The 22,633-nt window shown below is 65.9% G+C and carries 13 protein-coding genes; 8 read left to right on the plus strand and 5 right to left on the minus strand.

Features of this window, described 5'->3' with window-relative positions; translation table 11 throughout:
* Nucleotides 1-30 precede the first annotated feature (30 nt).
* Nucleotides 31-708: an ArsR/SmtB family transcription factor gene (locus tag ACN6LB_RS08780; RefSeq protein WP_445025282.1), complete on the plus strand. Its 678-nt coding sequence runs from the start codon at nt 31-33 to the stop codon at nt 706-708.
* On the plus strand, nt 705-1,106 hold the full coding sequence (locus tag ACN6LB_RS08785; RefSeq protein ID WP_445025283.1) for an aminotransferase class V-fold PLP-dependent enzyme: 402 nt from the start codon (nt 705-707) through the stop codon (nt 1,104-1,106). Before ACN6LB_RS08780 ends, ACN6LB_RS08785 begins: the two co-directional genes overlap by 4 nt.
* A 372-nt stretch (nt 1,107-1,478) precedes the next feature.
* Here the strand turns inward: ACN6LB_RS08785 and ACN6LB_RS08790 are convergent, their stop codons facing one another.
* Nucleotides 1,479-1,934, minus strand: a complete 456-nt coding sequence (locus ACN6LB_RS08790; protein ID WP_445025284.1) for a MarR family winged helix-turn-helix transcriptional regulator — start codon at nt 1,932-1,934, stop codon at nt 1,479-1,481.
* Between the two features lie 92 nt (nt 1,935-2,026).
* On the opposite strand from ACN6LB_RS08790, the gene ACN6LB_RS08795 reads away from it, so the two are divergent.
* The 3 genes from ACN6LB_RS08795 to ACN6LB_RS08805 are packed head-to-tail and all read left to right on the plus strand — an operon-like array spanning nt 2,027 to nt 3,101.
* On the plus strand, nt 2,027-2,686 hold the full coding sequence (locus ACN6LB_RS08795; protein WP_445025285.1) for a class I SAM-dependent methyltransferase: 660 nt from the start codon (nt 2,027-2,029) through the stop codon (nt 2,684-2,686).
* The gene (locus ACN6LB_RS08800) at nt 2,683-2,835 is read left to right on the plus strand and encodes a hypothetical protein (protein WP_445025286.1); all 153 of its coding nucleotides are present in this window, start codon (nt 2,683-2,685) and stop codon (nt 2,833-2,835) included. The genes ACN6LB_RS08795 and ACN6LB_RS08800 overlap by 4 nt, the downstream gene beginning before the upstream one ends.
* Complete coding sequence (locus ACN6LB_RS08805; RefSeq protein WP_445025287.1) at nt 2,832-3,101, plus strand: spore germination protein GerW family protein; 270 nt, start codon at nt 2,832-2,834, stop codon at nt 3,099-3,101. Before ACN6LB_RS08800 ends, ACN6LB_RS08805 begins: the two co-directional genes overlap by 4 nt.
* A 456-nt stretch (nt 3,102-3,557) precedes the next feature.
* Here ACN6LB_RS08805 and ACN6LB_RS08810 read toward each other — a convergent pair whose 3' ends face one another.
* A complete protein-coding gene (locus ACN6LB_RS08810; protein ID WP_445025288.1) occupies nt 3,558-4,817 on the minus strand; it encodes a competence protein CoiA family protein in 1,260 nt (419 codons plus the stop codon).
* A gap of 434 nt (nt 4,818-5,251) precedes the next feature.
* On the opposite strand from ACN6LB_RS08810, the gene ACN6LB_RS08815 reads away from it, so the two are divergent.
* The 3 genes from ACN6LB_RS08815 to ACN6LB_RS08825 all read left to right on the plus strand — a co-directional run bounded on the left by ACN6LB_RS08815 (nt 5,252) and on the right by ACN6LB_RS08825 (nt 9,976).
* The gene (locus ACN6LB_RS08815; RefSeq protein WP_445025289.1) at nt 5,252-7,231 is read left to right on the plus strand and encodes an ATP-dependent nuclease; all 1,980 of its coding nucleotides are present in this window, start codon (nt 5,252-5,254) and stop codon (nt 7,229-7,231) included.
* Nucleotides 7,232-7,278: 47 nt separating this feature from the next.
* On the plus strand, nt 7,279-9,153 hold the full coding sequence (locus tag ACN6LB_RS08820; RefSeq protein WP_445025290.1) for a UvrD-helicase domain-containing protein: 1,875 nt from the start codon (nt 7,279-7,281) through the stop codon (nt 9,151-9,153).
* Nucleotides 9,154-9,553: 400 nt separating this feature from the next.
* Nucleotides 9,554-9,976 carry a hypothetical protein gene (locus ACN6LB_RS08825; protein ID WP_445025291.1) on the plus strand — a complete coding sequence of 141 codons (423 nt, stop codon included), beginning with the start codon at nt 9,554-9,556 and terminating at the stop codon, nt 9,974-9,976.
* Between the two features lie 60 nt (nt 9,977-10,036).
* Here the strand turns inward: ACN6LB_RS08825 and ACN6LB_RS08830 are convergent, their stop codons facing one another.
* The 3 genes from ACN6LB_RS08830 to ACN6LB_RS08840 all read right to left on the minus strand — a co-directional run bounded on the left by ACN6LB_RS08830 (nt 10,037) and on the right by ACN6LB_RS08840 (nt 21,902).
* Complete coding sequence (locus tag ACN6LB_RS08830; protein ID WP_445025292.1) at nt 10,037-14,971, minus strand: DEAD/DEAH box helicase; 4,935 nt, start codon at nt 14,969-14,971, stop codon at nt 10,037-10,039.
* Between the two features lie 131 nt (nt 14,972-15,102).
* A complete protein-coding gene (locus ACN6LB_RS08835; protein ID WP_445025293.1) occupies nt 15,103-18,951 on the minus strand; it encodes an Eco57I restriction-modification methylase domain-containing protein in 3,849 nt (1,282 codons plus the stop codon).
* Entirely contained in the window at nt 18,945-21,902 is a 2,958-nt protein-coding gene (locus tag ACN6LB_RS08840) for a helicase-related protein (RefSeq protein ID WP_445025294.1), read from the minus strand. The genes ACN6LB_RS08835 and ACN6LB_RS08840 overlap by 7 nt, the downstream gene beginning before the upstream one ends.
* Nucleotides 21,903-22,633 lie beyond the last annotated feature (731 nt).

Genomic DNA, 22,633 nt, shown 5'->3' on the forward strand with positions numbered 1-22,633 from the left:
ACACTATTCCATGGATTCATGGAGGATGTCATGGCAGGCAACACCACAGCCGGTACGAAGGCGCAGCTCTACGACGCGTTCGCGACCAGCGGCAAGGCGCTGGCCAACGGGAAGCGACTGGAACTGCTCGATCTGCTGGCCCAGGGCGAGCGCACGGTCGACGCCCTCGCCAAAGCGGCGGGCCTGAACCTGACGACCGCCTCGGCGCATCTGCAGACCCTCAAGCAGGCCGGCTTCGTCGCCACCCGCCGCGAGGGCGTGCGCATCCACTACCGCCTCGCCGGCGACGACGTGGCCCAGCTGTTCGCGCTCCTGCGCAAGGTCGCCGAAGCTCACCAGGCTGCCGTCCCCGCGGCTCGGGACGCCTACCTCGGGGAGGACGGTGCAGGGGAGGTCAGCCGCGAGGAGCTGCGCGCCCGCGTGGCGGCGGGGGACGCGGTGGTGCTGGACGTCCGCCCGGCCGAGGAGTACCTCGCCGGACACATTCCCGGCGCGCGTTCCATCCCGGTCGGTGAACTGGCCGACCGCATCGGCGAGTTGCCCGAGGAGACGGAGATCGTCGTGTACTGCCGCGGCGAATACTGCGTGCTCGCCTACGACGCCGTACGCCTGCTGACTGACCGCGACCGGCGGGCGATCCGCCTGGACGACGGGATGCTGGAGTGGCGCCTGGCCGAGCTGCCCGTCGACGTCGGAGACCTGGCATGACCAGCAGCACCGTGCCGGACCACCCGGGACTGGCCGACGGGCCGGTCTACCTGGACTACAACGCCACCGCGCCCGTCGATCCGCGGGTCGCGGCGGCGATGGCGCCGCTCCTGACGGACTTCTTCGGCAACCCCTCCAGCAGCCACCCCTACAGCGCCGAGCCGAAGACGGCCCTGGCGGCGGCCCGCGCGCAGGTCGCCGACCTCATCGGGGCACGCCCGGACGAGATGGTGTTCACCGCCTCCGGGCCCGAGGCGGACCAGCTCGCGCTGCGCGGTGCGGTCCTCGCACCAAGACGCAAGGGCTGGTCGACGTCTCGATCGCCATCGCCGGTGCCACCGGCGGCATCTCCTCCGGCCTCCTCGTCGCCGCCGCGAGCTATCCCGTCCTGGCCCTGATCGGAGGCGTCCTGGCCCTGGCCATCCTGCCAGCCATTGCCGCCACCGTGAGCAGCCGGTGAACGACCACTCCCCACCGCCACCGGATCTCACGATCGACGGCACCGGGCCTGCTCTGCGTCACCCTCCTGCTCTGCCGTCGCCAGGGGATCGACGGCGCCGAGCCGGGCATCGTGGTGCACGTCGGGGCCACCGACCGGCGGCCCGCTCGGCCTGTCCGCCTGGTGCCACATGACCGGCCACGACTACCTCGGCCCCGTTCCCGGCGCCCGGCCGACCTATGCCCTTCGGCTCACCGTCGATGCCCACGCGACCCATCCCACCGCGCCGTGGCACAGAGCCGAACCCTGACACCCGAGTCCGCACAGAGAGTTACCCATGGCTGGTGGGATCGACGGCCTTGAGTCGCTCGGTCACCCGGGCCAGGGAGCTGGTGAAGTCAGCGAGCTGGCCGGCAGGCATGTCGGCGAACAGTACGGCGGCCAGTTCGTCGCGTCCGCCGCTCAGTTCGGCGGTGACCTGGCGCCCCCTGCCGGTCAGAGAGACCAGAGTCGCGCGCCGGTCGGTCGGATGCGCCTCGCGGAGCACCAGCCCGTCCTCCTGCAGTGCGTCCAGTAGCCCGGTCACGTTGCGGGGCGTGACTCCCAGCAGGCCGGCCAGCGACCGCTGAGTCATCGGCCCCTCGTGGAAGAGGGCCCACAGCACCCCTGCCCGCGCGATGGTCAGACCGCGCTCGGCCACCCCGCGCTGCATCATCGCGCCCAGCACCTCGGTCAGTTCGAAGAGCCGGTCCAGCGAGACCCTGGCGGAAGAGGGGTGCTCGGGCATACCGTGAAGTGGCTTCACTATGTAGTACCTCCGCATATCAGAGTAGCCCCAGCGGCATCGCCGGGATGCTGCCGCAGAGGGAGACGGTCACCATGACCCAGCGCATTAAGCACCCACTGTTCGCCCGCTTCTACGCCCGGTTCGCCGCACCGGCCCTGGAGAAGGCCGGCGTCGCCGAACACCGCCGTCGACTGCTGACCGGCCTGTCCGGGCAGGTCATCGAGGTCGGGGCGGGCAACGGGCTGAACTTCCCGCACTACCCGCCCGACGTGAAACGGCTCCTGGCCGTCGAACCCGAGCCGCGACTGCGTGCCCTCGCGGAAGAGGCGGCCCGCGCCGCAACCTCCAAGATCGAGGTCGTGGACGGCCGCGCCGAGCAACTCCCTGCCGCCGACGCCTCGTTCGACGCCGCCGTCGTCTGCATGACCTTGTGCTCCGTGACCGACCAAGCCGGCGCCCTCGCCGAGATTCGGCGCGTCCTGCGCCCCGGCGGCCGGCTGCATTTCTTCGAGCACGTCCAGGCGGATTCGCCCGGCATGCGCCGTGCCCAGCGCGTCGTGGACGCCACGTTCTGGCCGCTGCTGAGCGGAGGCTGCCACACCGGCCGCGAGACCCAGGCCGCCATCACCGCGGTCGGCTTCACCGTCACCGAGCTGGAGAAGTTCACCTTCCCCGAGACCCGCTTCCCCTTCCCGGCCGCCACGCACATACTCGGCACCGCAGAGCAGACCGGACTGGGAGGCCCCGCATGAGCAGCCCCGAGCAGACCTCCACCCCGCCCGTTCCGCTCGCGGACGTCACCGCGGCCCACGCATCCGTGAACCTACTGGAACGCCTCGCCGACAAGCTCGGCGGGCGCGCCTCCGTGACCGCCGTCTTCGGCGAACCGGTCACCACGTGAACATCACCGTCATCCCCGTGGCCAGCGTCGGCTTCGGCTTCGGAGGAGGCGCCGGACGTGAGGTCGCCACCGCGAGGACCGCGGAGGGCGGAGGCGGTGGAGGAGGCGTCGAGGCCCGGCCACTCGGCTTCATCGAGATCAAGAACGGTACGGCCGCCTACAAGCCGATCCGCGACCCCTGGGCGGACGTGGTGCTCGCGGCGCTGCTCGCCGGAACCGCGGCACCCAAGCTCGTCCGAATCCTCAGGGCCCGCCGGAATCGGTGAGCAGCCCTGTTGCCGCAGAGCAGTTGGACGCCACCCGGCCCAGACCGCTCATCGCGCTCACGCTCGCCGTCAGCGCCCCGATCCGGGACGTCGATGCCTGGCTCGCCGAAACCTCACTGCCTCACAAGGCGATCACCGGATTCGCCAAAGGTCCCCTCTGCGATGGCGCCGTCCCTCGGGCTGAAACTCCCCAGATTCTCCCCGGGGTGATGGGCAGCCGCCGCTGCGTTAGCACCCCAATTCGCGCCACCTTGGAATCGCAACCAAGGGGTCCTGTTGACCTTGGAGGTTGCTGCCCTTTTCGGTTTCATCTTGCCATGTCGCAACTATGGGGGCCGTCGGCTCGTTTCGAGTGTCGCCATCGGTAATCGATCTCGGTACGTTCAGAGTCGATGACACCGGTCTCGATGGAGAGGACGCCCCGCGGCCGCGGACGGCCACGTCCTACGCCGTCATCTAGCGCGCACGCCGTCGACAGTCGGCGCAGGCATGCGCGGACCCTGGGCCGTATCGATGGATTGGTGTGCCGCAGCCGGCACAGGGACCGACCTGCCAGATGCGACAGCCGCAGCGTCGTGATGCTTCGGCGCGCTGCTCGGGGCTGACGTTGAGGCGCTGAGGTTGGTGGGGGATACGGAAGATCCGCTGAGGTACCTCGGGGAAGGTGTGCAGGCCGGATGTGGCAGCGTGATCGCGGCGCGGTCGCCGGTCGTCGAAGACCCGGGTGTCCTCACCGTAGCGGCAGGTGGAGTCGAGATCTTCCTCGGTGAACATCAGACTCGCCTGCATCGGCGGTTCCGCGTCCGGCAGTGCCTCGTCCTCGCCGATGATGTTGCGCCAGCGGTCCCGGTCGGCTGCCGGGGCCCACAGCCGGGTCGAGGCTCGGGGGTTGTGCTGGGCAGGGATCTTCATGGGCACGAAGTCGCCCTCAGCGCTCGCTGCGACGAGGGCGTCGACCCCGGTGTGTGGCTTGGGCGGCAGGCAGAGCGCCGGCAAGCTCCAGGCGACGTGCAGTCCACCGCACGAACTGCCGTTGAGGGGGCAGGGTCTCTGGGCGGCTGGCGTGCAGGCCCAGTCCTGTAGATGTCGTACCCCGCCGCGTACGAGCATCGCGCGGTCGGAGGCGATGGCCCGCCAGGGCAGGTCATCCACGCGCACCCACGGCGCACGGTCGATCAGGGCCGCCCGGTCATCGTTGGTCACCCACAAGGGCATGATCCCCCGGTCTGCAGCGGCAGTTGAACGCCGTCGCACGGTCGATGCCGTGATCGGCGAGTATTGGGCCTCCCATCCGATATGGCCTGCGCTGCCTGACACCAGGACATCGTTGCGTATCTTGCCGTCCATGCTGCGGGCTTCGATCTGCGCGGAGAGGCCGTGACGGTGCGCGGCACGCGCGATCCGCTCCTTGAGCGCCTTGTGCTTGTCGCTCTCATCGGCTGTCGGTTTGGTGCGTACCGGCAGATGCGCGGCCACCAGGGTCGTGACCCCGTCGACAGTGCGCCGCCGGATCGTCATCCACGGAGAACGGTCTTCCTCCTCGGCCCGGCAGATGCCGGTGCCGTGATGCTGCAGACACTGCAGCAACTCACGGTCGCGCTGTTCGATCGGCAGGGTGATCTCGTCGAGCAGCGCGGGGCGGTCCGGGTGTCCGAGGTCCGCATGCGTTAACTCGATCTTGATGTGGTAGCCGGTGTGCCACACGCCGTTCGCCATAACTCAACAGGTTAGAAACGGCCACTGACAATGCACCAGATCGCGTAGGTGTGGGAGGGGCGGCCGTTGCCGCAGTCGACCGTTCCTTGTCCGCAGATCTATAGGTGCCGGAGATCTGTTCCAGTTCCGCTACTTGGCGGCGTAGTGGCGGGAAGCAGGCACCGATGTAGGCGGGTTGGGCACCCGTGGCCGAGGCGTTGGGGCCGCGCAGCAGGCACGGCGCGTCGCGGCCGAGGGCGGGTCGCCAACTGCTGGTTCGGAGTTTGGGACCGCGTGATGATGCCATGGGCGAGGCACGTGGTGGCTGATGGGAGTGAGGGGGCAGACGTAAGTGCGCGACCAGGATTGTCGTCGTGCCTCCAAGGATCGTTCGGCTTCGCTACGATCATCGGATCGATTCGCCAGTGATCAGATCGTCGGGCCGGAAGTGAAGCATGTTCATCGAGAAACTTACGCTGGAGAACTTCAAGTGCTTCGGGCCGGGTCGCACCTCCGTTGGTCTTGATTCGGGCGTGACCGCGTTCATTGGCGCAAACGGCTCAGGCAAGACCGCAGCGTGTGAGGCATTGTTGCGCTTGTTCGGGGTCTCCGCGAAGGAGCGAGCCGTACAAGTAGGCGACTTTGCCGTCCCTGCCGACGAGACTGTTACCCCGGCCAGCCGCGAGCTGATGGTCGAGGTGGTGCTCGTCTTCCCTGAGCTTCACAGCGAAGCGAAGGATGAAGGTGAAGCAGAGGCTGTTTCCGAGACACCCGGGAGCCAGAGCGAGGCACCCCGGGCGGTCCCGGAGTTCTTCCGGCGCATGGCGGCCAACGATGAAGGCGACTTGAAGGTCCGCGTCGTGCTCCGGGCCAAATGGGAAGACGACGGCACGGTAGAAGGGGCCATCACTGAAACCCGGGAAGTCGTCCAAACACTTGCAGAGGATTACAGCGAGGACGACTGCGTGCCGCTGACTCCTGCAGAGCGCAGCCGTATTCAGATGATCTACATTCCGGCATCGCGCGACGGCGTACGTCAGGTGACAACGTTTCTGAAGAGTCGACTGTGGAGAGCCGCGCAGTGGTCAACGGGCCTGCGTGATCTGGTCAGTGACCACGCGAGTGAAGTCGCGAGGACGTTCACCAACGAACCCGCAGTGCAAGCCGTCGAAGGCGCACTGACCGCCCGCTGGCAGGAACTGCACGATGCTGGTGTCCACTCTGACCCCAAACTGCGGCTCCTTGACAGCGACTTCAACCAGCTGGTCCGCGGCTCCGAACTCGTTTTCGAGCCCGATCGGAACGCTCAGCCGCGTCCGGCCAGCATGCTGAGCGATGGGCAGCGCTCGCTGCTGCACCTTGCACTGGTAGCAGCCGCCCTCGACGTCGAGAGCGAGGTGTACGAGGGCCAGCATCAGGACAGCTTCACTCTTGAAGCCGTCCATCTGCCGGCCCTGACCCTGATCGTGGTGGAGGAGCCCGAGAACAGCCTTTCCCCGTTCTACCTGTCGCGTATCGTCACGCAACTTCAGGCGCTGAGTAGTAGCACAGCGACGCAGGCCATCCTCTCCAGTCACTCCGCCAGCGTAGTGACTCGCATCCGCCCCGAGGATGTTCGGCACTTTCGCACGGAAGCAACTACCTCGACTGCAGCGGTCCGCGCGATCACTCTGCCTGAAGACGCCACAGAGGCCGGGAAATACGTGCGCGAGGCGGTACGCGCCCACCCGGAGCTCTACTTCGCCAAGTTCGTCGTACTCGGGGAAGGCGACACCGAAGAACTCGTCATTCCGCGGATCGCGCAAGCCCACGGCGTACACCTGGACCCGTCGTTCGTCGCCATGGTCCCCCTCAGCGGACGACACACCAACCACATGTGGAAGCTGCTCAACGACCTAGCCATCCCGCATGCCACCCTGCTGGATTTCGACTACGGCAAAGAGGGGGCGGGACCAGCCCGGCTCCGTGATGCCTTCAGTCGGCTGATGGACAACGGGTTGGACCCGCTGAAGGAGCTCCACGGGTACGACAACGTCGACGACATCCACGACGGACTCTCTGCGGAGGCACTGCGAACTGTACTGGCCCACTTGCGCACCTTCGGCGTCTTCTTCGCCACGCCCCTGGATCTCGACTACAGCATGCTGATGTCGTTCCAGTCTGCCTATACGCACCTCGAAACGGGCGAGCGCGGCCCGGGCTCCACCGACCCCACGCCCACGGTCTTCGGGGAGAACGGCACCGAACCGGCCTACTGGGGCACAGACGCAAAGATCGAACGGCTGCGCTGGTATCGCTATCTCTTCCTTTCCCGCTCGAAGCCCAGTACGCATCTGAGGGCCCTCGGCCGCCTGACTGATGCCGAACTGAAGTCAGACGCGCCCGCGGTTCTTTCTGCGCTTGTGCGATACATCCAGCAGGAGGCTGGCCTGTGAGTGGTCCGGGTGCAAGCCGCGCCACGAGCCCGAACGCCACAAGACCGGTGCCGATTGATGCGTGGCGGCCGATTGGGATCGAGGACTTGGAGCCGGTGGCTTGGGAAGCGCTTCGGGACAGCGGCAATGTGGCGGTCGTGGCCGGGCCGGGGGCCGGCAAGACGGAGTTCTTGGCCCAACGCGCCGCCTACTTCCTGCAAACCGGTATCTGCCCGTGGCCGCAGCGCATTCTGGCGATCTCGTTTAAGAGGGATGCGGCAGTCAACCTTGGCCGCCGCGTGGCTGCCCGCGTTCCCGAACATGGCGGCCGGTTCGTCTCGATGACCTTCGATGCGTTTACCAAGAGCCTGGTCGACCGCTTCGCGGCGGCGCTGCCCGCTGACTGGCGCATGAATAATGAGTACGAGATCCGCACGGCGACCGGGGTGGAGGTGAGGAGCTTCCTCAACGACATCGCTTTCACCGCGCCGCAACCCCTGACGCGGGAAGTCGCCCGACTCCAGCCCTCGCGTTTCATGACCGACCTCGTCGGCCGCTGGCGCTTGCCGACGACCATCCCGATCGGCGACGAGCTCGACGCCACGTCCTACGCCGTGCGCGAGTGGTGGCGTGCCCGCTACCTCCAGCCGGGAAAGCCGCAGCTCGACTTCGTCATGATCAATCGGCTTGCCGAGCTGCTCGTCCGCGAAGTGCCGCAACTCAGGCGCGCTTTGCGTATGACCTATCCGTTGGTGTTTGTCGACGAGTTCCAGGACACCACCGGGGCGCAGTTTTCCTTCCTCGCAGCGGTGTTCGGAGACAAAGCCGCGGTGACTGCGGTCGGCGACACCAAGCAGCGGATCATGGGCTGGGCCGGAGCACTTCCCCAGGCGGTGCAACGCTTCGCCGAAACCTTCGATGCCACCAGCTATTCACTGGCCTGGAATTTCCGCTCCAGCGACGCGCTCGTCGAGCTGCAGCATGTCATCGCCAGCAAGCTGGAACCCAGCACAGTACGGGCCACTTCCAAGGCCACGGCAGAGGATGGTCATGATCCAGCGGTGTTGTGGACCTTCCGCAGCCCCGAACGAGAAGCGACCTTCATCGCAGACTGGATCGCCCGGGACATCGCCAACTCGGACCGAACACCGGCGGACTTCGCACTCATCGCACGACAGAAGATCAAGGACTTTGAGCCGCTCTTTAGGTCCCGTCTTGCTGCCCATTGCATCAAGCTCCGCAACGATGACGCGCAGGTCGGCAAGATGCGGCTGCAGGACCTACTCAAGAGCGAGACGGCCCGTCTCCTGATGGGGTTATTGCGTCTGGCCCAGCAGCCTCAGGGCCTCGCCTCCATTTGGCAGGACGTCTCAACCACACTGCAGCGCGTACATGGAGCCGCGGATGACGACGTGGCCCAGCGCCGTGTCGGTGAGCACCTGACACAGGTGACCGGAAGGCTGCGGACCTGGCTGCGGTCTCACTCTCCGGTGACAACGCCGGCTGCGGACGCGGTGCAGGAGATGCTGGACCTGGTCGACAGCGCTGCGCTGCAGCGATACATCAAGTCCGCCGTGCCGGGAGAGGACTTCAGCCTCGTCACCGATGCATTCGCCGCACGATTGGAGGAGGCGTCCAGCAGTGCAATCGACTGGGGGGCGGCACTTGACGAATTTGAATGTGCTGATGCTGTCGTATTGCTCACCGCCCACCGCAGCAAGGGACTTGAATATCACACCGTGTTCTTTCTAGGCATCCATGAACGGCAGTGGTGGTCCTACCAGAATGACCCGCGCGAGGGAACGTCTACCTTCTTCGTCGGATTGTCCCGGGCAGCCCAGCGGTTGATCCTCACTACGGATCGAGTCGATTCGACCGGCCCTCTCGCCGCCCTCTTCGCGATGCTCAAGGAGGCAGGGGTTCCCGAAGTCGCCCAGGACTAGGCACTGCTGGCGGCTATTGACGCCCAGGTCTCATGCACGACAGCGACACTGCAGCCAAGTTGCGCGACCGCAGCATGCGCTGTCGGCTTGCGTCTTGGCGAGGCCCCCAGTAAGGGCTGTCAGGATTTACTGCGCATGCAGGGGCAAGCCATCTTCATCGAGGGGGCGCTTGGCGGCTTGGGCCTGATTATCGCGCCAGTAGCTTTCCGTCCGGCATTCGTGCCGCTCTCGGTTACGGCGAACCGGCATCGAGTAACTGACCCTCACGTTCGCTGCAGGCAGACGGCATCAGGGCTCCTACGCGTTGGATTCCTAGGCGAACTCATGTCAAGGTACGAAACCGTGAAGCCCCACAGATCGCACATGCGGCGCCTTCTGAAAATTCCACGATGGAGACTGCTTGCCTGAAATATCCACTCCCGCGCACCTCTCTGTGATCCTCGGAGAGGGCGCCGACGCAAGAATATTGCAGGTGACGGTGTCGCTCATTGCTCAGAGAGAGGGGCACAGTGCGCTGGGACACGTGGTCGGCCTCTATGCCAAGCTCGAACTTAATACCGTTGACAGGGATGCACCCGTCACATATTTCCTATCGCGTTTGCAGGGGGAGGTTGCATGGGTCATCGATGCCAAGTTCGGCTCCGATGGGTATCCGCACTATGCCCATGGATTTGGCGAGCGAACGTCCGCCACCCGAACCATCGTCAAGCCGGTAGCACGTGTTCTCGATGACTTGGCTCTGGTCCTGGGCCTGGCAGAGGCCGTCGGAGAGAATGTTCCGCTGGTTCTCGCCGTCTATTGGCCTACGCCCCGACACCCGTAAACCGGATGCTTCCGGGGAGGCCGCCGGCGGGGGTGGCCTCCCCGGAAACGGGTGCCTCGGTCAGGCTTCGGTAGCCAGATGCGCCAAGACATTCTGGGCACACCGCTCGGCGTCGCGGACGATCTGACCGCCCCAGAAAGACAGGACAGTCCAGCCCTGAGCGCGCATGGCGTCGCGCTTGGCCTTGTCGGATGCCTGACGTTCGGCGGTGTGATGGTGCTTCCAGCCGTCACAGAAGACAGCGACCTTCTGATCCGGCCAGGCGAAGTCGGCGATAGTGACCGGACGGGGCGTGCCGTCGGTGGATCCGCGGTCACCCCACGCGTACTGCGCCACGCCATGCGGGACTCCGGCCGTCATCAAGGCGATGGCGAGGCGCCGTTCGATGGCGGAGCGGGGGCGGCCGTGGAAGGCATCGGCGTAGCTGGGCACCCGGCGGCCGTCGACATCCGGCGCATTGACGAAGCGGCGCAGGAAATCGGCGGCGATGCGGCGGTCGAGCAGGTCCTCTTCGCGCTGGTTCCCATAGGAGCGCAGGCAGGCGTAGCAGGAGCGCTCGCAGGAACAGCCGTCGAGGACCGGGACGAGGGCGGCGGCGACTTCACCGAACCGGGCGGCGAGCTGACGCAGGTAGCCAGCGCCGCCGGGGACCTCTTCGTACAAGACGGCGAGGCGGAAGGTGGCGTCTTCGCTGTTCGGGTCGGGTCGGGGCCAGTCGAAGCCAGCCACTTCGTCGTCGCCGGCCTGGAGGATGACGCGGCAGCCCAGGTCCAGGGCGGCGCGGGTGCTGGCGAGGAATTCCTCCAGGTTGTCCGGGCGGATGTCCAGGGCTTCCAGGTCGGGGAGGACCTGCAGGCAGTCCACGCGCCGTTCGACTTGCAGGATGCTGGGGACGAGCTGGTGGTTGGTACAGATCGTGTCGTGGAACTTCTGGCGATCCCGCTGGGCGCGGGTGGGGTCAGGGCCGGGGATCGCGTCGAACCACAGTCCGCAGCTGGTGCACACGATGAACCGCTCGCTGTTGCTCTGGTTTCGGGCAATGCGGCCGCGGTTGAGGATGGTCAGCTCTGCGCCGCGCTCCCACTGCAGCACGAGTCCGTCGCGCTCGAACAGGTATGTCTCGGAGGTGTTGGGGGCGCCGAGGTGGTGTGTGACCTCGAAGGGAGAACGGGACCGGTGTTCTTCGTCGGCCGAGATCCGCTGACGGCGAGAGGCACGCATGGCCCGCATCGGGACGCTGTGCTGGGGGGTCATGTCGTCGCTGTCGCAGGACAGGCAGTGCGCACTGGTGGAGTCGTTGACGGTGTCGCAGCGGTTGCACAAGTTGATGGAGTCCAGTGCGCCGACGCCGTCGGCGTTGACGAGGTTGGCACGACGGAAGTCGACCTGGTCGACGAGCCACTTGTCGCCGCGCGCGTAGACGAGCTGGCCGGGGGCGTAGTCCTTGAGCGCCTGAACGGAGTCCTGGGACAGTTCGGCCGTCTCACGCTGAAGGGAGAGCGTGGTGGTGTCGGTGGGGAAGGCGTAGGAGGGAAGGAACCCGACGTTGCTGAGATAGGAGAGCACGTATGCGCGGATGCGGTCACCGCTGCGCATGGCTTCCAGGCTGGCGCTGATGCTGCTGACGGCGCGGGAGGCTTCCTTGTTGCCCGGCTTGCTCGTCGCCTGGGCCCATTCCTCCAGCAGGCTCTTCTGCCGGAGCCGGTAGGACCCGACGGCCTCGTCGAGGTCCGTGATCCAGTTGTCGACCACCATGCGGGCCCAGTCTTCGCTGAGCCAGGGAAGGTCATCCGGAGCCAGACCGAAGCGGAAGGCTGCATGAATCCGGGCTGAGATGCGATCCCGCCCCTCAGCGAGGGCGGCCTTGACCTCATCGATGCCCTGCAGCTGTCCGTCGGCGTCTTCGGTGACCAGGCCACGCATCCACTGGGGAAGGTTCTGGCCACACAGTTCGAGCGCCATGGCACGGGCATGGCGCTGCAGGACGCGCTGGTTGTCCAGCAGAAAGGCAGGCGGGCGGATGGCGCCGCGGATCATCTCCACGGGGCGGGCGTAGTAGTAGCTGTCGTGCGGCATGCCGCCGGCGAAGGTGACGATCAGCGCGACCCGTTCCTCGCGGCGGCCGGCGCGGCCAGCGCGCTGGGCGTAATTGCTCGGGCGCGGCGGCACGTTGCGCAAGATGACAGCGAGGAGCTGGCCGAGATCCACGCCCAGTTCCAGCGTCATCGTGCACACCAGCAGGTTGAGGTCGCCGTCCTTGAACCGTTCCTCTATGTCTTCCCGGTTCTCCAGCGGCACCTGGCCGGAGTGTTCCTCGGCCTTGACGATGAGGGGCGCGTCGCTGGCGGCCAGCACCCGCTCATGGTCATCCGGGTCGCCCTGCCAGGGAGCCATGGTGCCCTTGCAGTTGAAAGTGGCGCACTTGCTCTGCGGTGAGGGGCCGGGCTGCACGGCACGGCACGCGCCGCACCGGTACATCGTGTCCGAGGCCGGCCGCACCTCCATGGCCTGGGGCGGGACCTGACGCAGCTGAATCCGGGACCGGCCAGTGCCGACCTGGGCGCTGGCAAGGAGATCGTGCTCGGCCAAGAGATCCACGGCCTTGCGCACGCCACGCTCGCGGGTGTCGGAGTTGGTCACCAGCGGGAACGCGGTCTTCACCAGGCGGGCGGCGGCACCCCTGTAGCCCAAGGACAAGGGGTTGGCTCCGGCCACCGTGATGGTGGTCTCCCCGTAGCCGGTGACGGTGTGGCCCATGCCCATGGTGGCGCCGGCGTCGATGAGCTCGGCTTCAGTCTTCGCGTCCAGGCGCTTGTTGAGCAGGTCGTGGCCGAGTCCGCCACGGGTGCGGACCAGGTCGAGCATGCGCGCCAGCAGCCACCGGGCCGCCGCCGTGTCCCCACCGAGGATGTCGGTGATCGACTTGAGCGCTTCGTCGCTGAGGGCCTCCAGGCCCGGGTAGCCGACCGTGATCAGGCCCAGGCGTTCCAGCGTCGGGGGGCGCCGTTCATCGCTAGCGATCTCGCCCAGCAGGTCCCATTCACACACACGCAGGGCGCGCCGACGGGCGTCCTTGCCCGCCGGATCCTCGTAGAGCCCGGATTCCTGACCGCGCCGGAAGACGTCCTCGACAAGACTGTTGAAACTCGCGGCGGAATCGCCGGCACGCACGCGGTCGTTGACGCTGTCCACGATGAGATGGCGCACCTGTACGGCGCGGGCACGGTCGCGCAGGTAGCCGGCCTGGAAGGCGGTGTCCTGCCGCGAGTCGGCGAAGATCAGAAGCCGGCGCAACATCTCGTCGTCGCTCTGTGCCGCCAGCCCAGTGTGCAGGCTGAACGCGGCGGCGGTGACGGCCGCGGCGGTGCGGGCAGTGAATTCCTGCACGGCGCCGTGCGACGATCGCTGGTAGCCGCAGACCAGGCAGCGCGTCAGTGGACGTTCGGGCTCGGGGACGGCGACGGAAACCTCGCGAGTGGCGGTGCCGCAGCCCAGGCAGGTCGCACCGTTGGCGTCCTTGCCGCAGCGCGTGCACCGACGCGCCGGGTACCAGTTCCTGTTGCCCGTGCGCGGCAGCTCCAGGGGGTCCTCGGCCGTCAGGCGGCGGGCGACGTAGCGGGTGACCGGGCCGTGGGGATCATCGCGTTCCAGGTCGTAGTCCTGGCCGCAGCCCAGGCATACGCCCAGCGACGTGGTGGCCTGCGCGCCACAGTCCGCATGGGGGCAGACGGTTGCACCGTCCAGCAGTAGGTGCTCGGCCTCGCCGACGCAGCGTACGGGGGTGGGCAGGCTGCGCAGGAACAGGTGGACCTTGGCCTCAAGGACGGGCGGGCCCGCCGCGGTGTGGGTGTCGGCGCCCAGCAGTAGCCATCCGGCAACCTCATCCTCCAAGGCATCCCGGTCAGCTCCGACGCGCTGCGGAAGGCTCGCCAGGGTTTCCACGAGCTCATCGACCGTGCTGGGGTGTGCCAGGTGTGCGCGCAGCAGGTCCAGCACCGGGCTGGCCTGCGGGTCACCGAGCGCCGCCCGTAGACGCTGGGTGTCCCCGCCATCGGCCAGGGCGCGCCGCAGCAGATCGCGATCGGGGGCCGGGCCGATCGCGCTGTGGTCCGGTTCCGGCTGCGGGATGGCCGTCTCTTCGACGATGGCGTCCACGTCGAACGGAGCGGCGAACAGGCTGGTGGCGAACTCCGCGGTGCGCTGCAGGTCCACATCGTGATCGCCCCCGGCGCTCACGGTGGCGGACAGCCCTACGCATACCAGGCCGTCGTCATCGACGTGGCCGCGAAGCCGTCGCACCAGGCCGGCGATCTCGGTGCCCAGCGCCCCCTGGTAGGTGTGGATCTCGTCCAGGATCAGATGGCGCAGCACGCCGTTGCGGAACAGCTCCCGGTCATCCCGGCGCGTGAGGATGTACTCGAGCATGGAGTAGTTGGTGAGCAGGATGTCCGGCGGCATCTCCTGCATCCGCGTCCGCTCGTGCTGCGGAGTGGCCCCCGTGTACACACCGTAGGTCAGGCCGAGCTTCTCGCAGGCGGCCTGAACGCGGTCTTCCTGGTCGTTGACCAGGGCGTTCATCGGGTACAGGGCGATGGCCTTGACCCCGGGCCGGTGCCGGTTGTCGAAGGCGTGCGCGATGACCGGGATCAGGAAGGACTCGGTCTTACCCGAGCCAGTGCCCGTGGCCACCAGGGTGTTCTGGCCCTGGCGGATCCGAGTGATCGCCGTGACCTGGTGGGAGAACAACTGCTCCACTCGCGGGAACGCCCCGGTGATCTCCGTCGGCAGGCCGACGCGGTCAGCGAGCTCGGCGAGCGTCGCGTCCAGCTCGTAGCGCGGCTGCACGGACAGGTACGGGCCGTTCCACAGCAGGGAATCCTCATCGACCATCTGCTCCAGACGGGAGCGCAGGCCCGGATCGGCAATGGGGTAGGTGGTCCAGGTGAACCGCCGATAGTCCTCGCGCAACCGGTCGGCCAACTCCAGCGGGTTCATCCCGTGCTCCTCCTACGCCCGTAGTCGATCACCTGGGTGCGCGTGGGCCTCCCGCTCGGGGACCTACGCAGCACTCGAACATGGAGCGTAGTGCGGGACACTGACAACGCCGCCTGCGTCGATGACGAAGATCAGCCAGCAAGACGCGCGAAGTGTTCCCGGACGAGCTCCTTGTACTCCTCACTGGGCCGCACCAGGCTGCCTTCCATGCTGGCGCTCTGGCGGAAGTCGGCCAAGATCATTTCCAATTGAGGCGCCGAAATTCCGTAGACGTGAGCAACGAGCGCGTCCAGTTCGGATCGCAGTTCACTTTCTTCCTTCCTGAGCAATGGGCCACACTCCACACCGAGCGCGTCAGCAAGCTCGTCGAACTCGGATGTGCGACAGGTGAGCCTGGCGGAGCGCCGCACGATTTCTGCACCCGGTCCGCGATCAAGTGGGATGTCCGCAATTGGCAAGGTGGACATTACTGATTTGCTTACAGTGCTAGAAACCTTACGCCGGACAATAAAGTCCAGAGTTACGCTATTGAGGAGTGCCACTACGTAGACCATTGCTTCCGCGCTTAGGGCGGTGTGGTAGCCATCCGTTGCGGGATCGAATGTTGAGCGATAGAAGAAGTGTAGCTTGCGGGTTAGTGAGTATCCGGGTGGAATGATTGCCGAAATGAGCGTGCGCTCATCCGTGGTGCGTGCGATTTCGCGGAAACAAGGTCGGTAAGCGTCGATCGGCACTTCGATGACCCTGCGTCGGGGGCCCTTCGTTCTCAGGTGCTGTTCGCCGTTAACACGCTTGAAAGAATCGATCTTCTTTTTCCCGGTGCGCTTGCGGGTTCGATTCACGAGCGCAAAATCGCCGACGCCCTCCTTCAGGTGATAGGTGGGGCTGGAGAAGTTGTGCATGTACTGGTGAACATGCTTCCCTTCGAGGAGTGGGGCTCCTGTTCCATTGCTGGAGAATGAATCGCGATCGTCGTGTAGGTCAAACTCGCGGCCCCATTCGATTCTCCACCCGCCCTGCGGCATCTCGTCGAGCAAATAGGGGCGATCGCCGTAGATTGTAGCGAACACGTCCAGTAGGCCCGGGTCGCGGGTGTCAGGAACTGCGAGTGTTTCGGGAGCTAGCGATTCGATAGTGGTTCGCGAAATGGGAAGAGTGTGACTATCGAGGTCGAGTAGCTGATCCAGCTGGGAAACGTTGCTGGTAAATGGCAAGGGGTCGGTGGATCCGCCCTTACCGGCCACCAAGAGCAAAAACTGTTCGCTCTTATGGATGGGGAAAATTCCCTTGATGTTGTCACACAAGACGAACTGATCGATGGTGCAGTTGTCGAGGAGCTCGCGCCGGTGCTCGGCGGTAGCGGCATCTGATACCACGCCCGAATCAATTACCACACCTAGTCGTCCGCGAGGTGAAAGCAGAGAGAGCTCGCGCTCCAAAAAAGTGCGATAATAGTTGAACGTGGTGCCGTGCGAATATAGCATGCGATAGACGCCGGAACTCTTAATGAATCCCTTCACTCCGGCGAGTTGTTCATTCTCCTCCTCTCTGGCGGCGGCGACGGGTGCTTGCTGATTCAGCTCGGCCTGACGCTTAAGTTTTTCGTCCTTCTTTTTGAGTAGTGCGTAAGACGGGTCGAAGCGGCCATAAAATTCTGCGGCCTTGAATGTAATTCCTTCCCACGGTGGATTGCCGAGCATGATGTCGAAGCCGGCATCTTCGCGGCGCTCCCCGCGTTCATCGAAGAAGACTTCGGGGAACTCTACCTCCCAATGAAACGGGCGGTAGCGGGACCTGATCGAGGTGGGGATCTTTTTCAGACCCTCTCGGAGGGGGGCTCCCTGCTTGATGCTGCTATGACCGGCAAGCCATTGACCACTATTGGCCTTGAGTTCTTCCGGGTGGAAAAATGGGGCGACCCACCAGTCGCCCATGTTTCTCAGCCTTTTGAAATCATCGCCTTCGAGGAGGCTATTGAACCGCTTTTCCTTCCTGCGTACGTCTAGACGGTCCTCTGACGGCCCGTGGGCTAGTGCTCGACGGATTTGAACGAGGGAGGATAGGTCGGGCTCTTCCACTCCGAACAGTGAGCCTTGTAGGTCGTCGACCTCTGTGACGCCGCGCTGGACTCGACCGCCTTGAGCGGGTGCAGGGACGCCTGCCCAACTGTCGATAGATGCGCCGACAACGGCGTTGCCGCAGCGTAGGTGGGCATCTAGGAAGGACAACGGTTTTCCTGCTGCTGCAGTAGTCAACCAGAGGGAGACCTTCGCGAGTTCGACGGCCATGGGGTTGAGGTCCACGCCGTAGATGCAGCGCTCGACGATTAGGCGGCGGTATTCGGCGCGCTCGGCATCGTCGAGTTTGTGGTCGAGTACCTCGCCTGCCCGGGCCAGTGCTTCGCCGTATGCCTCGGTCAGTTGGTGGACGGCCGGTACGAGGAAGGCTCCGGAGCCCATGGCGGGGTCGCAGATGCGCAGGTTGAGGATGTCCTCGGGAGCGGCGTCTTGGACGAGGGGGCGGAGGGTTTCGCCGACGACGAAGTGTGCGAGGGGGCGGGCGGTGTAGTAGGAGCCGGAGCCCTTGCGCTGGCCGCTGGCCTCAAAGAGATAGAAGGTACCGGTGTCGTAGGGCTCGATGCTTTCGGCGTTCTCGGGAAGTCGGTCGGCATCGAGCACTTGGATCAAGGCGGACTGGCCACGGCCGATACGGGCGAGAGCTTTCGGACGATCAGCGATTTGAGGTTCGAAGGAGAGTAGACCTTCATAGATGCTTCCGAGCTGTTCGACGCCAAGTTCGCGGTAGTTGACCGATCGACGCCCGACGGAGGCTTTGTTCTTGCTGCGTTCTACTTCGGTCCAGGAGAGAGCGTCGATGGCGTCTCGGACGAACGTGTCGCCGACGCTCAGGTCTGGGTCGTCAAGCAGTTGGCATTTAGCCGGGTCAAGGAGGCCACCGTTGAAGCCCCTGATCTGGAGTTCGCCGGCGTCGATGCCGTCGCGCAACAGGGCCCACTGAGCACGCAGAGAGCTCCAGAGGAAGCCGCCGTCGGGTTCCCAGGCTGCGTCGGCGGTAAGGATGTCTTTGCGGAGGGCGCGCAGCGAGTATCCGCTGTCGTACGAAGGTGTGCCGATGGGCAGGAGGCCGCGGTCTTCGGCGTACGCGACGAACAGAAGTCGGTAGGCGATCTTCAGGGCGTCTGCGAAGAGGGGACGAGGCTCAGGGACTGACTTGTCGTGCTGTCGCCAGTGGTGCAGGGCGCCGTTGGCGATGGCACTGATGGCGGTGCGGACACCGCCGGAGAGGTTCTCGCTGACGGCGGTGGCGGCGTCGGAGCTGGCGTCCTCGACGCGCTTCCACAGAAATTCGCCCGAGTCATCGGGGATGAACGCTTCGGGGCGCAGCAAGGCCCACAGGATGCGCCACTCGTGGTCATCGCCGAGTTCGGCCAGGCCGGCCAGATCGACCGAAAGGTAACTGGCTTCGCCGCCGAGCCCCGGGTCGCGGCGGATCACCCGCAGTTCGGTGCCGTTGCTGAGCAGGACCGCGGGGAGTCGGTGCTCGCGGGCACACACTTCGGCCTGGCGCTGGGGCCGCAGCTTGCCGGTCCGGCGGCCGGTGGGGGATGCGTCCAGGTGCTGACCAGGCGGGGTGATGAGCACGGAGACGAGGTCTCCGGGCGCAGACTCATGGTCCGTGTCGTGCGTGCGGCCGAGGACAGGTTCCTCTATGGCAGGGAGGCTGCCGGCAAAGGCCCAGCCGAAGCAGGAGAGCCAGCTGAGCATCCGCTTGCGCGTATCACCTGTGGCACTGGTCTCGTCGATGTCGGCGACCAGGCGGCGCAGTTCGCGCTTGGCATGGCGGATGCCATCGGTGGCGTCTTCGGCTCCGATGCGGTCGCGTTGCTCGCGGAGGAAGAGGGCGGGGTCGGAGAGGTAGTACGTCGACAGGGTGGTGCCGGCGACGGTGATGTTCAGCATGCCGGAACCTCCACGCACACGATGCAGCCCACACTTTCGCCGGGTGTGACCTCGGCGACCTGGAAGCCGCGGTTGAGCGCCTTGCGGCGTCGGTCGAATTCGGCGTCGACGGCGGCACGGGCTTCGTCGACGGTGTGGAAGGCGCCGTGTCCGGTGTCGGCGAAGAGACCGAGCTGGATCGTGTCACCGGCTCCGGTGGCGAAGCGACGTTCGGCTTCAGCGAGTTCGGCGGCGTGCCAGCGGTCCAGGTCGGCGTGGAGGCGTTGGGATTCGGCGGTCAATTGTTCTCGTAGTTCGTCGGCTCGTTCGGCGATGCGGCGGGAAGCTTCCTCCTGTCCGGACAGGACAGCGGACTCGAATCCGGCGGACAGTTCCTGGCGGGCTTTTTCGACCGGGTCGAGGCTGCCGGTGGGGGCGGGGCGCTGTCGCAGCCGGCGCAGGTCGGCGGATGCGTCCTGGCTGGGGGCGGCCGGGGCGCCAGCGTCCGTGCGTGGGACGAAGACGGGGACCAGAGGCTCTTCGAGGACGCGGTTGTCGTCAGAGGTGATGCGGCCTACGTAGGTGAACAGCCAACCACCGCCGCCTTCGACGACAGGTCGGACTGCGACTCGCCCGCCGTCGCGGTCGTCGTACAGGCGGGTACGGACGCGCTGGAGGATCGCGCGCACCAGGGGGTGGGCGGGGGTGAGGAACGCGATTCCGCGGTGTTCCGGTTCCAGAGCGACGGAGCGGTTGAATGTGGCTTGAAATGCCTCTTGGGGCACGAGGGGGTACTGCTTGAGGAGCGGTCCCGGCTCAATGGTCACGATGTCGTCGTTGCCGGTGACCTGACCGGCGGACTGGCGGACCACGGAGGTCACTAGTTGCCGGAATTCTTCGAAGTCCGGGAGCAGCCAGCCAGCCTGCTCCCGGGCGACCATGGTTTCGTCCTCGACCTGCTTCTCGTTCTGCATGCTCTGCATCAGGACGAGGGCGCCGCTGCGCTCGAGGTAGTCGCGGACCTGCTGGACCGCGCGTTCCAGGCGTTCCTCCAGATCCTGGGTCGAGGCGTCCTCGAGGAGGCCGTCGATGACATCGCTGCGGCCCGCTACTCCCAGCACGTCACTGCTGGAGCCGAGCTGTTTGGTGATGGTGGAGAGCTTGTCGCGCAGCCGCTGGAGGATCTCCTCGTCGCGGGTCTCTGCCAGGTAGAGGTAGCTGATCTCGACGACGTGCTCTTGGCCGTAGCGGTCGACGCGGCCGTTGCGCTGCTCCAGCCGGTTGGGATTCCAGGGCAGTTCGTAGTGGACCACCACATGGCAGGCGTCCTGAAGGTTCAGACCCTCGCCGGCCGCGTCGGTGGCCAGCAGGATCGCCCCTGGAGTGCGGGAGAAGCGCTCCAGCACCTCGCGGCGCTTGGCCAATGGGATAGTGCCGTCGACCCGTAGCAGGGCGCCGTGGCCCAGGTTCTTCTCCAGGTAGTCCAGGGTGTCGCGGTACTCGGTGAACAGGATGACGCGCTCGCCGCGCCGTCCTGCCCGAAAGCCCTCCAGCCAGCCCTGCAAGCGGGTGAGCTTACTGTCATCGCCCGGGCTGAGGGATTCGACCTGTTCCAGAAGCTTGCTGACCAGACGCTGTTCCTCGCGCAGGTCATCTTCCGGGAGGTGGGCGGCCACGCCCTCCAGCGCGAGCTCCTCGGCGGCCCGAAGGTCTTCCTCGGGCAGCGCGATGTCTCCTCGGTACTGCTGCAGGACGTCCATGCGATGCCGGCCGGTGTGCTCGACGGGCGGGATGCCGAGGTTCTCCGCCCGGCGACGCAGGCTCTGCAAGAGCGCGTACGGGCTGGACAGAGCCCGCTTACGCAGCACTTCCAAAGCGAATGCCTGGACGTAATAGGAGTCGGTGTCACGCAGGGCGTGCAGGACTCGCTTGCTGTGCCCGCGCAGCCGCTGGTGGATCTCCTTCTCCCGGCTGGTCGGACGCACCTCAATGGGCTGAGGTGGCAGGCGGCGGCTGATCGGCTGCGGCGGCTCGCCACGGGTGACCTCGTCCTTGAGGCGGCGCACGATATACGGCTGGACGAGATCGGGGTCCAGCCGACCGTCATCGGCGGCCAGGTGCGGGGAAAGGAGCTGCAGCAGGCTAGCGAAAGACTCCTGGTAACCGTTGTGAGGTGTGGCCGACAGCAGCAGAATCTCCCGGCTGTGGTCAGCCAGGGCACGAGCCAGGCGGCTGCGGTCGGTGGCGCTGGAGCGCCCCTCCCCGGCGTACGCGCGGGCTACATGGTGCGCCTCATCCATGATCACTACGTCGAAGGGGGGAGCGCTTTGAATCGCGGTGAGGTTGTTCTTCAAGTAATCGATGGACGACACTGCGTAAGGCACGGCAGTCCATGGGCTGACCGAAGTGGGATTGTCGCGGCGGACCTCTAGCCACTTCCTGCTGTCGACCTTGGTGAAGTCAAGGTTAAAACGGAACCGCATCTCCTCGACCCACTGGTCCTGTAGACCGGCCGGGGAGGCGATCAGGACGCGGTCGGCACGCCCACGGCGTGCCAGTTCCATCAGCACCAGGCCAGCCTCGATGGTCTTGCCCAGACCAACGTCGTCCGCAACGAGCAGGCGCACGCGCGGCTGGCGCATGGCTACCAGGACGGGGACCAGCTGGTAAGGCTCGACGTCGATCCGGCCATGCTCGACCGCCAGCAGGTCGCCGCGGCCATGGGCCATAGTGAGTGCCAGGGCGTCATGGAGCTCGTTGAGTCGAATCGGGTTGCCAGGCTCGAAGCGCAATCGGGTTGCCGCTTCGGGACGGAGCGTCGGCTCCTGGCTCGGCAACACTGTCAGACGCCGCGGGCCCGGACGCTCATCAGCACGGCGCAAATCGAGGAACGCCTCGTTACCTGCCCCACGGACCCCTTCGACCTCCCACAGACGGTCTCGGAGCCGGACCCGCATCCCGCGTTCGTACATGATTGTGGAGTCTCCCTACCTGCTGATCAGCAACAGGAAGGCTACCGGGGCTCGGCCGGGGCTGCGGCCTAATCCAGCTGCGTGCAGCCGTGCCGCCCTGGGCAGCTGCCACCGACTGGAACCCTTACGGGCCGCTGGTGCGCCATGGGCGGACCGGTTTCGTGAGGGACTGCCTGGAGACCTAATGTTTGAGTGGCGCGCTGGGTGCTGTGTGCGTCAAGAGACCGCACGTAACGCACACAGCGCACGTAACGCACGCAAGCGTTTTGTCTGGAATGAGTGCCGCAGGTTACTGACCTGCGGCTACTTCCACGCGTTTGTGGTCCACATGTTTCGCGATGACCCATCATGTTGAGTGCGTCGCGATCCTTGAGCCTGCCGAAAAGGGCCGCTGACCTGCTGGTTTAGCGAGTGTGCATTATGTGCGTTGTGTGCGTTACGGGCGATATCTTGACGCATATTCGACGCACGCTGGGCCCTTCTGACGCACGTTCTGATGGTGCGTCAGATAATTGTCGACGCTTGCGATGGTGGGTCAGGTAAGCGATGGGCGGTCGGTCTTGCAGTGCCTCGGTGGCGCGGTCGGCGCCGCGTGCTGCCCCTGGGGGCCGTGGTGCGCTTGGGCGCCACCGGCTCGCTGGTGTGGTGATGTGGTCGAATTCCGCTTCAACGTGTAGCGGCTGACATATCACCACGTCGCTGATCTGGCAAACATGCAGGTCAGAGAGGGT

The organism is Streptomyces sp. SAS_270, from assembly GCF_052543295.1.